Here is a 13,650-nt window from a genome sequence, read left to right as displayed (position 1 = left end):
TATAATTGTGAGATAATAAATAAAATATATAAAGGAATTATATAAAATGGATATAGCAAATTCGAGTAAAGTTGTGACCTTCCAAGCTAATAGAGAATTAGTAAATGATGCCATGGAAGTGTTAAAAGAACAAAATCTCTCTCTTTCATCGGCACTCAGATTATTTTTAAAGAATGTTGCCGTAACAAATGAAGTAGATTTACTGAGTGAAGAGGAATTAGAGAAGGAGTATTTGTTTAGACAATTACAAGCAGAAGTTCAAGAAAGTTATGCCAAGATTGAGGCTGGGAATTACTTGACAGATGAGGATGTTGTGACACGCTATGGATTATAAAAAATATAGGATTTTGTATTCTCCTAGAGTGATTGATAGTCTGGATAAAATATATCAGTATATAGCGGAGGAAATCGGTTCTGTAGAGGCTGCGAGACGAAAAGTAGCCAATATTAGAAAAGATATTAATCGGCTAGAAATTTTCCCCCAAGCTGGATTTGATGCCGATGAAAAATTTGGTAAGAGATTAGATCCTCACTGCCAAACGCGAGGATTGACCTTGAGTAAGGATTACATCGTATTATATACAATTGTTGAGGATACCGTCAGACTTGCTTATTTACTCCCTTCAAAAAGTGATTACATGAAATTATTTAAGACTAAGTCAAGATATGACTAATTCATAATCTAGAAGAGGTATGTTTGGTGATGAATAAAAATCCTAGTTTGGTTTAACCAAACTAGGATTTTCTTACACGTTTTTGTCTACGATAGCCATTGAGTTTTTTATTTTCCCAATAGCTGTTAAAAATTTTCTCCTTGCTTTCACGATTGATTTCCAAAAAGTAGGCATAAATCAAATCGATAAAGAAGAGCATAGGAAGTTGAGCGGATATACGTTGGATGTAAGAAGACTGGCTGTGGGTGGCTACAAGAACAGTCTCTGTATAGGCTTGACTATCTTTATTGGGAACACTTGTAAAAAGTACAGTCTTTGCTCCCATCTCCTTAGCGTCTAATAGACTATCTAAAATAGAAGGAGTTGTGCCAGAAAGAGAGAAACCGAGTACGAGACAATTCTCATCCATAATACTGGTTGTCCAAGCAAAACCGTCTTGATCGGTTAAAGCCTCGCAGACCACACCTAGACGCATGAAGCGTAATTTCATTTCACGAGCTACGAGGCCAGAACTCCCTGTTCCGAAGAAGTAGACACGCTCAGCATCTTCGATTAACTGGGCAATTCTTTCTAGTTGGACTTCGTCAATCAAGTCCTGTGTTTGTTCCCGCATACTGCTATAACTTCTAAGGACTCGTTTTGTCAGTGGACTGTGTTTGTGAGAATGGGTGTCTTGTTTCTCTGCTTGGTGTTGGTATTGGAAAATAAATTCTCTATAGCCTGTAAAACCACACTTTTTAGCAAAGCGGGTCAAAGCAGCTTGGGAGATATGTAATTTTTGAGTGACTTGCTGGGATGATAAATCATCTACAAGGGTTTCTGTTTGTAAAAAATAGCGAGCGATTTCTTGCTCTAAATCTGTCATTTCTTCGAAGTGGGAATCAATGATGGTTGCTATATCTGGTTTGTCCATAGAAAGGCTCCTTTAAATGAGTCGTATTGGAAAAAGACTGGGTCATCGAACTTTTACATTTATTATATCATATAATATAGGGATAGATAAATAAAATCGTATTTTCCTGTAAAATGGAAAAAGCTCCCTTCTTTTCCATAATTTTCTTCTCAAATTATGGTACAATTAAGAGTAAGACTTAAAATAGAAATGAGACTGATTTGTATGAGAAAATTTGACAGCCATTCGATTCCGATTCGGCTTAATTTATTGTTTTCGATTGTCATTTTGCTCTTTATGGCCATTATAGGTCGCCTGCTTTATATGCAGGTTTTGAACAAGGATTTTTATGAGACAAAATTAGCATCTGCTAGTAAAACAAAGGTGACCACTAGTTCGGCTCGGGGCGAAATTTATGATGCCAGCGGCAAGCCTTTGGTTGAAAATACTGTGAAACAAGTTGTTTCCTTTACTCGAAACAACAAAATGACGGCTGCAGATTTAAAAGAAACAGCCAAGAAGTTGTTGGCTTATGTGGGAGTTACTTCTCCAACATTGACTGATCGACAGTTGGCGGACTATTATCTAGCAGATCAAGATGTCTATAAGAAAGCAGTGGAAAGTTTACCACGTGAGAAGCGACTTGATTCTGATGGCAATCAATTATCTGAATCCGAGCTTTACAATAATACTGTTGAAAGTATCGATCCAAGTCAATTGACCTACTCGGATGACGAAAAGAAAGAAATTTATCTTTTTAGCCAACTCAATGCAGTTGGAAATTTTGCGACAGGAACCATTGCGACAGATTCTTTGTCAGATACACAGATTGCCTTGATTGCTTCGGCCTCTAAGAATTTACCTGGTATCAGTATTTCAACTTCGTGGGATCGAAAAGTTCTAGAGACTTCTCTTTCGTCTATAGTAGGAAGTGTATCCAGTGAAAAAGCTGGTCTTCCAGCTGAAGAAGCAGATGCTTATATCAAAAAGGGTTATTCTTTAAATGACCGTGTTGGGACTTCTTATTTAGAAAAACAATATGAAGAAACCTTGCAAGGAAAACGCTCGGTGAAAGAAATCCATCTAGACAAGTATGGCAATATGGAAAGTGTCGAAAATATCGAAGATGGTACCAAAGGGAATAATATTAAACTGACTATTGATTTGGCCTTCCAAGATAGCGTGGACAATCTGCTTAAGAGTTATTTCAATTCCGAACTGGGAAATGGAGGAGCCAAATATTCTGAAGGTGTGTATGCAGTTGCTTTGAACCCAAAAACAGGTGCAGTTTTGTCTATGTCAGGACTCAAACATGACTTGAAAACGGGAGATTTAACACCTGATTCCTTGGGAACAGTAACCAATGTCTTTGTCCCGGGTTCTGTTGTCAAGGCGGCGACCATCAGCTCTGGTTGGGAGAATGGAGTCTTATCAGGGAATCAGACCTTGACAGACCAACCGATTGTCTTCCAAGGTTCAGCTCCAATTAATTCTTGGTATACTCAAGCCTACGGTTCATTTCCGATTACAGCGGTGGAAGCCTTGGAGTATTCTTCTAATACCTATATGGTTCAAACGGCTTTGGGAATCATGGGCCAAACTTATCAACCTAATATGTTTGTTGGAACAAGCAATTTGGAATCCGCTATGGGGAAATTACGTGCGACATTTGCGGAATATGGTCTTGGAGCCTCAACAGGCATTGACCTTCCAGATGAGTCAACTGGTTTTATACCAAAAGAGTATAATTTTGCTAATTACATTACCAATGCATTTGGTCAGTTTGATAACTATACCCCTATGCAATTGGCCCAGTACGTTGGAACCATTGCCAACAACGGTGTTCGGATTGCACCTCACATTGTCGAGGGGATTTATGGAAACAACGAACAAGGTGGCTTAGGGAACTTAATCCAATCTGTTGAAACCAAGGAAATGAATAAAATTAATATTTCTGAGTCTGATGTTTCCATCCTCCAACAAGGCTTTTATCAAGTGTCACATGGTGGTAGTGCTTTGACAACCGGTCGTGCCTTTTCAAATGGCGCAGCGGTATCCATTAGTGGAAAAACAGGTACTGCCGAAAGTTATGTTGAGGGTGGTCAAAAAGCTAACAATACTAATGCTGTGGCCTATGCACCATCAGATAATCCTCAAATCGCTGTAGCTGTTGTCTTCCCTCATAACACCAACCTTACAAATGGTGTCGGACCTTCCATTGCGCGCGATATTATCAACCTCTATAACCAACATCATCCAATGAATTAGAAAGGAACATATGCTTTATCCAACACCTATTGCTAAGCTAATTGACAGTTATTCTAAGTTACCGGGTATCGGGATTAAGACGGCTACCCGTCTGGCCTTTTATACGATTGGAATGTCTGATGACGATGTCAATGAATTTGCTAAAAATCTCCTTTCTGCTAAGAGAGAGCTGACCTACTGTTCCATCTGCGGTCGCCTGACTGATGACGATCCTTGCTCTATCTGTACCGATCCGACTCGTGACCAGACGACGATTTTAGTTCTCGAAGATAGTCGTGATGTGGCAGCCATGGAGAACATCCAAGAATACCATGGACTCTATCATGTCTTACATGGTCTTATTTCTCCCATGAATGGCATCAGTCCAGATGATATCAATCTCAAGAGTCTCATGACTCGTCTGATGGATAGTGAAGTTTCAGAAGTAATCGTAGCAACCAATGCCACAGCAGATGGCGAAGCAACTTCCATGTATCTTTCACGTTTGCTCAAACCAGCTGGGATCAAGGTTACGCGCCTGGCACGAGGTCTTGCTGTGGGGGCAGATATCGAGTATGCTGATGAAGTCACACTCTTACGAGCCATTGAAAATCGAACAGAGTTGTAAGTCTAGACAAATTAACACAGTCAATTCATTTATACAAAAATAACGGAGACCGACATTTGTTTTATCGGTCTCTTTTTAGATTTATTGAAGACCAGTATCAGGTTCAAGTTTCAAAAAAGAAGCAAATATGATATACTAAAGAACGAGTATTCTATTAGAATTGGAACAAATAATATGAAACAAACGATTATTCTTTTATACGGTGGACGTAGTGCAGAGCGTGAAGTCTCTGTTCTTTCAGCTGAGAGTGTGATGCGTGCGGTCAACTACGACCGTTTCACAGTCAAGACTTTCTTCATCAGCCAGTCAGGTGACTTTATTAAAACGCAAGAATTTAACCAGACTCCAGGTCAAGAGGATCGTCTTATGACTAATGAAACCATTGATTGGGATAAGCAAGTTGCACCAAGTGCCATCTACGAAGATGGTGCAGTGGTCTTCCCAGTCCTTCATGGCCCGATGGGAGAAGATGGCTCTGTTCAAGGATTCCTTGAAGTTTTGAAACTGCCTTACGTTGGTTGCAACATCTTGTCATCAAGTCTTGCCATGGACAAAATCACGACCAAGCGTGTGTTAGAATCTGTCGGGATTGCCCAAGTTCCTTATGTGGCCATTGTCGAAGGTGATGATGTAACTTCTAAAATTGCTGAAGTGGAAGAAAAATTGACTTATCCAGTCTTCACTAAACCGTCAAACATGGGGTCTAGTGTCGGTATTTCTAAGTCTGAAAATCAAGAAGAACTCCGTCAAGCCTTGAAACTTGCCTTCCAATATGACAGCCGTGTATTGGTTGAACAAGGGGTGAATGCTCGTGAAATCGAGGTTGGTCTCTTGGGCAACTACGATGTCAAGAGTACGCTACCAGGAGAAGTAGTCAAGGATGTAGCCTTCTATGACTACGATGCTAAGTATATTGATAACAAGATTACTATGGACATCCCAGCCAAAATCAGTGATGATGTGGTAGCTGTCATGCGTCAAAATGCAGAAACAGCCTTCCGTGCCATTGGTGGTTTAGGTCTATCTCGTTGCGATTTCTTCTATACTGATAAGGGAGAGATTTTCCTAAATGAGCTCAATACCATGCCAGGTTTTACCCAGTGGTCAATGTATCCACTACTTTGGGATAATATGGGAATCAGCTACCCAGAACTAATCGAGCATTTGGTTGACCTTGCTAAGGAAAGTTTTGACAAGCGCGAAGCGCATTTGCTATAAAATGAAAGAGAGGGTAGAAGTCAGAACCACCACTGCAGAGTGATTAGAGTTCTCGGACTTCAACCCTTTTTAAAGGAGTAGAAATGAAATTAACAATCCATGAAGTGGCTCAAGTTGTCGGATCTAAAAATGATATCAGCATTTTTGAGGATACCAAGTTAGAAAAGACCGAGTTTGATAGTCGCTTAATTGCGGCAGGAGATTTATTTGTGCCCCTCAAAGGGGCGCGTGATGGCCATGACTTTATCGAAACAGCCTTTGAAAAGGGTGCCGCAGTAACCTTGTCTGAGAAAGAGGTTGCAAATCATCCTTATATTTTAGTAGATGATGTGTTGACTGCCTTTCAACAACTAGCTGCCTACTATCTTGAAAAAACGGCAGTTGATGTCTTTGCCGTTACGGGTTCAAATGGCAAGACAACGACCAAGGATATGTTGGCGCACTTGCTATCAACAACCTACAAAACCTACAAAACACAAGGCAATTACAATAATGAGATTGGCCTTCCCTACACAGTCCTCCATATGCCTGAAGGGACAGAAAAGTTGGTCTTGGAGATGGGACAGGATCACTTGGGAGATATTCATCTCTTGTCAGAATTGGCCCATCCAAAAACAGCCATTGTGACCTTGGTTGGAGAGGCTCATTTGGCCTTTTTCAAAGACCGTTCGGAAATTGCCAAAGGAAAAATGCAAATTGCAGATGGTATGGCTTCAGGTTCCTTGCTTTTGGCACCAGCAGATCCGATTGTAGAGGCCTACTTGCCAACTGATAAAAAGGTGGTCCGTTTTGGGCAAGGAGCAGAGTTGGAAATCACAGACTTGGTTGAGCGCAAGGATAGTCTGACCTTTAAGGCTAATTTCTTGGAACAAGCCCTCGATTTGCCAGTGACTGGTAAGTACAATGCCACCAATGCTATGATTGCGTCTTATGTTGCCCTACAAGAAGGAGTTTCAGAGGAGCAAATTCGTCAGGCCTTCCAAGATCTTGAATTGACGCGTAACCGTACCGAATGGAAGAAAGCAGCCAATGGAGCAGACATCCTATCAGATGTTTACAATGCCAATCCAACTGCTATGAAACTGATTTTGGAGACTTTCTCTGCCATTCCAGCCAATGAAGGTGGCAAGAAAATTGCAGTGTTGGCGGATATGAAGGAACTTGGTGCCCAGTCTATTCAACTCCATAATCAGATGATTTTGAGCCTTTCTCCAGATGTGCTGGATACTGTTATTTTCTATGGAGAAGACATTGCCGAATTGGCCCAATTGGCCAGTCAAATGTTCCCAATCGGCCATGTTTACTACTTTAAGAAAACAGAAGACCAAGACCAATTTGAAGAGCTAGTCAAGCAAGTCAAAGAAAGCTTAGGAGTCCACGACCAAATCCTGCTCAAAGGTTCTAACTCTATGAATTTAGCCAAGTTAGTAGAAAGTTTAGAAAATGAATGCTAGTGATTTTGCCAAGTATCTTCAAAGAATGATAGCTCTTACAGATACTGGACTAACCTTTACAAAGGATCCTTTTGACCGTGAGCGCTACGAAGACTTGCGAAGTCTGTTATCTGAAATGTTGAATCAGGTATCAGACCTGGATGCAGACGAAGTGGCAGAACTCTTGAAACCGACCTCCGCTTATGCGACTCCTTTAATGGACGTCCGTGCTTGGATAGTTGAGGATGAAAAAATTTGTCTGGTTAGGGGACAAGGAGAGAATGATTGGGCTTTGCCAGGTGGCTTTGGTGAGGTTGGCTATTCTCCAACCGAAAATATTCTCAAGGAAATTGAAGAAGAAACCGGTTTTAAAGCCAAAGTTGAAAGACTGCTAGCTGTTTTTGATACTAATCGTTTCCAACTACAGAGCAAACAGTATGCAAAGTTTGTTTTTGAATGTAAGCTTCTTGATGGACAATTCCAAGAAAATCAAGAAATCGCTGACCTTCAATTTTTTGCCATTGACCAACTGCCGAACTTATCTGAAAAACGCATTACCAAGGAGCAAATAGAGATTCTTTGGCAGGTTTATCAAGGTCAGAGGGAGCAATATCTTGACTAAGAAGATAATTATCGTATTTCTAAATCCATTTTTGACAAATAGCATGGTATAATAAAATGCAGGAAAATTTTGAATCATGAGGAAGACTAGATGAATTTATGGGATATTTTCTTTACGACCCAAGCAACAGAGCCACCCAAATTTGACCTTTTTTGGTATGTCAGTATATTTACACTTTTAGCCTTAACTTTTTATACAGCCTATCGTTATCGTGAAAAGAAGGCTTATCAACGATTTTTCCAAATCTTGCAGGCAGTTCAGTTAATCCTTCTTTATGGATGGTACGGGGTTAATCATATGCCATTGTCAGAAAGCTTACCCTTTTACCATTGCCGTATGGCTATGTTTGTGGTGCTTTTGCTTCCTGGTCAGTCCAAATATCGGCAGTATTTTGCATTACTAGGAACATTTGGGACATTAGCAGCCTTTGTTTATCCAGTGCCAGATCCTTATCCATTCCCGCATATTGCGATTTTATCCTTTATCTTTGGCCACTTAGCTCTCTTGGGGAACTCTCTAGTTTATCTATTGAGACAGTATAACGCGCGATTGCTGGATGTGAAGGGAATTTTTCTCATGACCTTTGCACTAAATGCCTTGATTTTTGTGGTCAATTTAGTAACAGGTGGAGATTACGGATTCTTGACAAAACCACCATTGGTTGGAGACCATGGCTTAGTAGCTAATTATTTAATCGTTTCCCTGGCCTTATCAGCAGCGATTACGTTAACAAAGAAAATCTTGGAACTATTTTTAGAGCAAGAAGCAGAAAAAATGATTGCAAAGAAAGCTTAGAAATGAGCTTTCTTTTTTTCATAAATCTGATTTTTTTATAACTTGTTTGGAAAATAAAAAAAGCTAAGGAAAGAATGTGAAAAAATGGTAAGTAAATTTAGGAAAAACTAAGCACGATTGGATTTTTTGTGTTATAATATTCTGTGAATAGCTATGCCCTATTTTAGCTATATTGAATAGAAGTTTGAAACTTGGAAGAGAGAGGATGCGATGTAATGGCTAGAGATGGTTTTTTTACAGGCTTAGATATCGGAACTAATTCGATTAAAGTATTGGTTGCCGAGCATAGAAATGGTGAACTAAACGTAATTGGTGTAAGTAATGCCAAGAGTAAAGGTGTAAAGGATGGGATTATCGTTGATATTGAAGCAGCAGCAACTGCTATCAAGTCAGCTATTTCCCAAGCAGAAGAGAAAGCTGGCATTTCAATCAAATCAGTGAATGTTGGTTTGCCTGGAAATCTTTTGCAAGTAGAACCAACTCAAGGTATGATTCCAGTTACATCTGATACAAAAGAAATTACAGATCAAGATGTTGAAAATGTTGTTAAATCAGCCTTGACAAAGAGTATGACACCAGATCGTGAAGTCATTACTTTTATTCCAGAAGAATTTATCGTAGATGGTTTCCAAGGTATTCGTGACCCACGTGGTATGATGGGGGTTCGTCTTGAAATGCGTGGTTTGCTTTACACAGGTCCACGTACTATTCTTCACAATTTACGCAAGACAGTTGAGCGATCAGGTGTTCAAGTTGAAAATATTATTATTTCACCATTGGCTTTGGTTCGTTCAGTCTTGAACGAAGGAGAGCGTGAATTTGGAGCTACTGTGATTGATATGGGAGCAGGTCAAACAACTGTTGCTACAATCCGTAACCAAGAACTCCAGTTTACAAATATTCTTCAAGAAGGTGGAGATTATGTCACAAAAGATATCTCTAAAGTCTTGAAGACTTCACAGAAATTAGCTGAAGGATTGAAATTGAACTATGGGGAAGCCTACCCTTCACTTGCAAGCAATGAAACCTTCCAAGTTGAAGTGATTGGTGAAGTAGAGCCTGTAGAAGTTACAGAAAGATACCTAGCAGAGATTATTTCAGCTCGCATTAAACACATTTTTGAACAAATCAAACAAGAGTTGGAAAGAAGACATTTGTTGGATCTTCCAGGTGGGATTGTTCTGATTGGTGGAAATGCTATTTTACCAGGTGTTGTAGAACTTGCACAGGAAGTCTTTGGCGTTGGTGTCAAACTTTACGTTCCAAATCAAGTTGGAATCCGTAATCCTGCCTTCGCTCATGTGATTAGCTTGTCTGAATTTGCTGGTCAATTGACTGAGGTGAATTTATTAGCACAAAGAGCAGTTAAGGGTGAGGATACTTTGCGTCACCAACCAATTAATTTTGGTGGGATGATTCAACGCGTTACGCAGGTAGCACAACCGACCCCTATTCAACCAGTTCAAAATACTGAGGTTGAGCAATCAGCTTCTACAAACGTAGTTGCTCCGAAAGAAGATAAAGTATCTTCTCAAAATAAACCAAAAATCGCAGATCGCTTCCGTGGTTTAATTGGAAGTATGTTTGATGAATAAAAGAGGAAAAATAAACTATGACATTTTCATTTGATACAGCGGCTGCTCAAGGTGCAGTGATTAAAGTAATCGGTGTTGGTGGAGGTGGCGGAAACGCCATTAACCGCATGGTTGACGAAGGTGTTGCAGGCGTAGAATTTATCGCAGCAAACACAGATGTACAAGCTTTGAGTAGTACAAAAGCTGAGACTGTAATTCAGTTAGGTCCTAAATTGACTCGTGGTTTGGGTGCTGGTGGTCGACCTGAAATCGGTCAAAAGGCAGCCGAAGAAAGCGAAGAAGCCTTGACTCAAGCTATTACTGGAGCAGACATGGTCTTCATTACTGCAGGTATGGGAGGTGGCTCAGGTACTGGTGCTGCTCCTGTTATTGCCCGCATTGCTAAAGATTTAGGTGCTCTTACAGTTGGTGTTGTGACACGTCCTTTCGGTTTCGAAGGAAGCAAACGTGGTCAGTACGCTGTAGAAGGAATCAATCAGCTTCGCGAACATGTAGATACTCTATTGATTATTTCAAACAACAACTTGCTTGAAATTGTTGATAAGAAAACTCCACTTCTTGAAGCTCTTAGCGAAGCAGATAACGTACTTCGCCAAGGTGTTCAAGGGATTACTGATTTGATCACAAACCCTGGTTTGATTAATCTTGACTTTGCCGATGTGAAAACAGTTATGGCAAATAAAGGAAACGCCCTAATGGGTATCGGTATCGGTAGTGGTGAAGAACGTGTGGTAGAAGCAGCTCGTAAGGCAATCTACTCACCACTTCTTGAAACAACTATTGACGGTGCTGAGGATGTTATCGTCAACGTTACTGGTGGTCTTGATTTGACTTTGATTGAAGCAGAAGAAGCTTCAGAAATTGTCAACCAAGCAGCTGGTCAAGGAGTGAACATCTGGCTCGGAACATCTATCGATGAAAACATGAAAGATGAAATTCGTGTTACAGTTGTGGCAACTGGTGTTCGTCAAGATCGTGTGGAAAAAGTTGTGGGCCATGCAGCAAGACAAGTTGTCCGTCATGAACAAGCAAGTCCTAGTCATGCACACAATCATAATCGTCAGTTTGATATGGCTGAAACTGCAGAAATTCCAAGTCCAGCACCTCGCCGTACAGAAACTTCTCAATCTTCAGCATTTGGTGATTGGGACTTGCGTCGTGAGACAATTGTTCGACCAACTGATTCAGTTGTATCACCAGTTGAACGTTTCGAAGCACCATCTTTACACGATGAGGATGAATTAGACACTCCTCCATTTTTCAAAAATCGTTAAGTAAATGAATTTGAAAGAAAATACAGAACGTGTTTTTCAACAAATAAAAGATGCAAGTCAGCAGGCAAGAAGAGAAGCTAATTCTGTTTCGGTTGTTGCTGTTACAAAATATGTAGACGTACCGACAGCGGAGGCTTTGCTTCCGCTAGGTGTGCATCATATTGGTGAAAATCGTGTAGATAAATTTTTTGAGAAATATGAAGCTTTAAAAGATAGAAATATCACCTGGCATTTGATTGGAACCTTGCAAAGACGCAAGGTCAAAGATGTCATTCAGTATGTTGATTATTTCCACGCTTTGGATTCATTAAAGCTAGCAGAGGAAATTCAAAAAAGAAGTGACAGAGTTGTTAAGTGTTTCTTACAAGTAAATATCTCAAGGGAAGAGAGCAAACATGGTTTTTCAAGGGAAGAACTATTAGAGCTCTTGCCAGAATTGGCCACCTTAGATAAAATTGAATATGTCGGCTTGATGACCATGGCTCCTTTTGAAGCTAGTAGTGATGAGTTGAAAGAAATTTTTAAAGCTACGCAGGATTTGCAACTAGAAATTAGAGAAAAACAAATTCCCAATATGCCAATGACGGACTTGAGTATGGGTATGAGTCGTGACTACAAGGAAGCGATTGAATTTGGCTCAACATTTGTCAGAATTGGTACAGCATTTTTTAAATAGGAAAGAACTATGTCTTTAAAAGATAGATTTGATAAATTTATAGATTATTTTACAGAAGATGGAGAAGATGTTGGTACTACTTATCAGCCTAAAGCTGAAGAGCCGATTGTGACTCCAGTCCCTTCTGTTCAAGAGTTGCCTCAACAAGCTGGTAGCACGCCATCTAAAGATAAAAACATCACTCGTCTTCATGCCCGTCAACAAGAGTTGGCTATGCAAAGTCAACGTTCTACTGATAAGGTGACAATTGATGTTCGTTATCCACGTAAATACGAAGATGCCACAGATATTGTTGATTTATTAGCTGGTAACGAAAGTATTTTGATTGATTTCCAATATATGACAGAAGTTCAAGCACGTCGTTGTTTGGACTATCTGGATGGGGCGCGCCACGTTTTAGCTGGTAACATGAAAAAGGTAGCATCTACTATGTACCTACTGACACCAGTTGATGTTGTCGTTAATATTGAAGATATCAAAATCCCAGATGAATCACAAAATGGTGAATTTGGCTTTGACATGAAACGTACGAGAGTGAGATAATGCTCTTTCTCATTCGTTTTATTCAAAATGCAGTGGATATCTATTCACTGATTTTAATCATTTTTGCTCTGATGTCTTGGTTTCCAAATGCTTATGAATCACGTCTGGGACGATTGATTATTAGTTTAGTGAAACCGATAATTGCTCCCTTACAACGTTTACCACTTCAGATTGCTGGTCTTGACTTGTCTGTTTGGGTTGCGGTATTACTAGTTCATTTTCTAGGGGAACAATTGATTCGACTTTTAGTGATCTTTCTATGAACAAGATGATTTATCAACACTTTTCTAAGAATGATTCGTCTTTTATTGATAAGGGAGTAGAATGGATAAAAAAGGTAGAAGATTCTTATTCTCCTTTTTTAACACCCTTTGTAAATCCCCATCAAGAAAAGATTTTAAAAGTTCTAGCATCAACGAACGGCATCTCCTACATGAGCAGTCGGCAGTTTCTTGAAACTGAATATGTGCGGATACTCCTGTATCCTGATTATTTTGAACCCGAATTTTCTGATTTTGAACTTTCCTTGCAAGAAATAGTTTATCCTAATAAGTTTGAACGCTTAACACATGCAAAAATATTAGGAACTGTTTTAAATCAGCTGGGAATTGATAGAAAGCTATTTGGTGATATCTTAGTCAATGAAGAGAGAGCACAGATTATCATTAATCGACAGTTTACTCTCCTTTTTCAAGACGGTATTACGAAAATTGCTCGTCTACCGGTTCGTCTAGAAGAACGGGATTTTACTGAGAAAATTACTACAGTAGAAGATTATCAAGAATTAGATATTTGTATTGCTAGTTCTAGGTTAGATGTTTTTCTAGCTGGGGTCTTCAAGCTCTCTAGAAATCAGGCAAATCAGTTAATTGAAAAGCAGGCAGTTCAAGTCAATTACCATTTAGTTGAAAAATCAGATTATGCAGTTCAAGTTGGTGATTTGATTAGTGTAAGGAAATTTGGTCGATTGAAACTCGTTAGGGATAATGGGCAAACAAAAAAAGATAAAAAGAAATTAACGGTCCAATTGTTATTAAGTAAGTGAGGAAAATT

The 13,650-nt window shown here is 39.6% G+C and carries 15 protein-coding genes; 14 read left to right on the top strand and 1 reads right to left on the bottom strand.

Translation table 11 applies throughout. The annotated features are described in order from the left end of the window. Positions 1-46: 46 nt before the first annotated feature. A complete protein-coding gene (gene relB, locus B7697_RS02275) occupies positions 47-334 on the top strand; it encodes a type II toxin-antitoxin system RelB/ParD family antitoxin (protein ID WP_084950137.1) in 288 nt (95 codons plus the stop codon). Continuing rightward, positions 324-674, top strand: a complete 351-nt coding sequence (locus tag B7697_RS02270) for a type II toxin-antitoxin system RelE/ParE family toxin (protein ID WP_024057145.1) — start codon at positions 324-326, stop codon at positions 672-674. Before relB ends, B7697_RS02270 begins: the two co-directional genes overlap by 11 nt. 61 nt (positions 675-735) lie before the next feature. On the opposite strand, the gene B7697_RS02265 is transcribed toward B7697_RS02270, so the two are convergent. Beyond that, a complete protein-coding gene (locus tag B7697_RS02265; RefSeq protein WP_084950134.1) occupies positions 736-1,587 on the bottom strand; it encodes a MurR/RpiR family transcriptional regulator in 852 nt (283 codons plus the stop codon). A gap of 189 nt (positions 1,588-1,776) precedes the next feature. On the opposite strand from B7697_RS02265, the gene pbp2b reads away from it, so the two are divergent. From pbp2b to B7697_RS02205, 12 genes are all read left to right on the top strand, one after another. Continuing rightward, a complete protein-coding gene (gene pbp2b, locus B7697_RS02260; protein ID WP_084950133.1) occupies positions 1,777-3,834 on the top strand; it encodes a penicillin-binding protein PBP2B in 2,058 nt (685 codons plus the stop codon). A 10-nt stretch (positions 3,835-3,844) separates the two neighbouring features. After that, positions 3,845-4,441: a recombination mediator RecR gene (gene recR, locus B7697_RS02255; RefSeq protein WP_000966754.1), complete on the top strand. Its 597-nt coding sequence runs from the start codon at positions 3,845-3,847 to the stop codon at positions 4,439-4,441. Between the two features lie 174 nt (positions 4,442-4,615). Beyond that, positions 4,616-5,659 carry a D-alanine--D-alanine ligase gene (locus tag B7697_RS02250; RefSeq protein WP_084950131.1) on the top strand — a complete coding sequence of 348 codons (1,044 nt, stop codon included), beginning with the start codon at positions 4,616-4,618 and terminating at the stop codon, positions 5,657-5,659. Positions 5,660-5,742: 83 nt separating this feature from the next. Next, positions 5,743-7,113, top strand: coding sequence for a UDP-N-acetylmuramoyl-tripeptide--D-alanyl-D-alanine ligase (locus B7697_RS02245; protein ID WP_084950129.1), 1,371 nt, complete (start codon positions 5,743-5,745; stop codon positions 7,111-7,113). Then, on the top strand, positions 7,103-7,714 hold the full coding sequence (locus B7697_RS02240; protein ID WP_000994193.1) for an NUDIX hydrolase N-terminal domain-containing protein: 612 nt from the start codon (positions 7,103-7,105) through the stop codon (positions 7,712-7,714). Before B7697_RS02245 ends, B7697_RS02240 begins: the two co-directional genes overlap by 11 nt. A gap of 90 nt (positions 7,715-7,804) precedes the next feature. After that, positions 7,805-8,509 (top strand): YwaF family protein, encoded by a 705-nt coding sequence (locus tag B7697_RS02235; protein WP_049551303.1) that lies wholly within the window; start codon positions 7,805-7,807, stop codon positions 8,507-8,509. Between the two features lie 215 nt (positions 8,510-8,724). Next, a complete protein-coding gene (gene ftsA, locus B7697_RS02230; protein ID WP_070526866.1) occupies positions 8,725-10,104 on the top strand; it encodes a cell division protein FtsA in 1,380 nt (459 codons plus the stop codon). A gap of 17 nt (positions 10,105-10,121) precedes the next feature. Beyond that, positions 10,122-11,378 carry a cell division protein FtsZ gene (ftsZ, locus tag B7697_RS02225; protein ID WP_084950127.1) on the top strand — a complete coding sequence of 419 codons (1,257 nt, stop codon included), beginning with the start codon at positions 10,122-10,124 and terminating at the stop codon, positions 11,376-11,378. 4 nt (positions 11,379-11,382) lie between these two features. After that, the gene (locus B7697_RS02220) at positions 11,383-12,054 is read left to right on the top strand and encodes a YggS family pyridoxal phosphate-dependent enzyme (RefSeq protein WP_084950125.1); all 672 of its coding nucleotides are present in this window, start codon (positions 11,383-11,385) and stop codon (positions 12,052-12,054) included. A 9-nt stretch (positions 12,055-12,063) separates the two neighbouring features. Continuing rightward, complete coding sequence (locus B7697_RS02215) at positions 12,064-12,597, top strand: cell division protein SepF (RefSeq protein WP_000053357.1); 534 nt, start codon at positions 12,064-12,066, stop codon at positions 12,595-12,597. Next, positions 12,597-12,860, top strand: coding sequence for a YggT family protein (locus B7697_RS02210; RefSeq protein ID WP_049500943.1), 264 nt, complete (start codon positions 12,597-12,599; stop codon positions 12,858-12,860). The genes B7697_RS02215 and B7697_RS02210 overlap by 1 nt, the downstream gene beginning before the upstream one ends. Further along, positions 12,857-13,642: a YlmH family RNA-binding protein gene (locus B7697_RS02205; protein WP_084946894.1), complete on the top strand. Its 786-nt coding sequence runs from the start codon at positions 12,857-12,859 to the stop codon at positions 13,640-13,642. The genes B7697_RS02210 and B7697_RS02205 overlap by 4 nt, the downstream gene beginning before the upstream one ends. Positions 13,643-13,650 lie beyond the last annotated feature (8 nt).

Source organism: Streptococcus mitis (genome assembly GCF_002096895.1).
Lineage (GTDB): Bacteria > Bacillota > Bacilli > Lactobacillales > Streptococcaceae > Streptococcus > Streptococcus mitis_AH.
The sequence above is the reverse complement of the archived record's forward strand: the minus strand, read 5'-3'. Positions and strand labels throughout refer to the sequence as shown.

Bases quoted from the DNA above. Each gene is read 5' to 3' on its own strand.
- relB (WP_084950137.1), top strand. From the start codon at position 47: ATGGATATAGCAAATTCGAGTAAAGTTGTGACCTTCCAAGCTAATAGA.
- B7697_RS02270 (WP_024057145.1), top strand. From the start codon at position 324: ATGGATTATAAAAAATATAGGATTTTGTATTCTCCTAGAGTGATTGAT.
- B7697_RS02265 (WP_084950134.1), bottom strand. From the start codon at position 1,587: ATGGACAAACCAGATATAGCAACCATCATTGATTCCCACTTCGAAGAA.
- pbp2b (WP_084950133.1), top strand. From the start codon at position 1,777: ATGAGACTGATTTGTATGAGAAAATTTGACAGCCATTCGATTCCGATT.
- recR (WP_000966754.1), top strand. From the start codon at position 3,845: ATGCTTTATCCAACACCTATTGCTAAGCTAATTGACAGTTATTCTAAG.
- B7697_RS02250 (WP_084950131.1), top strand. From the start codon at position 4,616: ATGAAACAAACGATTATTCTTTTATACGGTGGACGTAGTGCAGAGCGT.
- B7697_RS02245 (WP_084950129.1), top strand. From the start codon at position 5,743: ATGAAATTAACAATCCATGAAGTGGCTCAAGTTGTCGGATCTAAAAAT.
- B7697_RS02240 (WP_000994193.1), top strand. From the start codon at position 7,103: ATGAATGCTAGTGATTTTGCCAAGTATCTTCAAAGAATGATAGCTCTT.
- B7697_RS02235 (WP_049551303.1), top strand. From the start codon at position 7,805: ATGAATTTATGGGATATTTTCTTTACGACCCAAGCAACAGAGCCACCC.
- ftsA (WP_070526866.1), top strand. From the start codon at position 8,725: ATGGCTAGAGATGGTTTTTTTACAGGCTTAGATATCGGAACTAATTCG.
- ftsZ (WP_084950127.1), top strand. From the start codon at position 10,122: ATGACATTTTCATTTGATACAGCGGCTGCTCAAGGTGCAGTGATTAAA.
- B7697_RS02220 (WP_084950125.1), top strand. From the start codon at position 11,383: ATGAATTTGAAAGAAAATACAGAACGTGTTTTTCAACAAATAAAAGAT.
- B7697_RS02215 (WP_000053357.1), top strand. From the start codon at position 12,064: ATGTCTTTAAAAGATAGATTTGATAAATTTATAGATTATTTTACAGAA.
- B7697_RS02210 (WP_049500943.1), top strand. From the start codon at position 12,597: ATGCTCTTTCTCATTCGTTTTATTCAAAATGCAGTGGATATCTATTCA.
- B7697_RS02205 (WP_084946894.1), top strand. From the start codon at position 12,857: ATGAACAAGATGATTTATCAACACTTTTCTAAGAATGATTCGTCTTTT.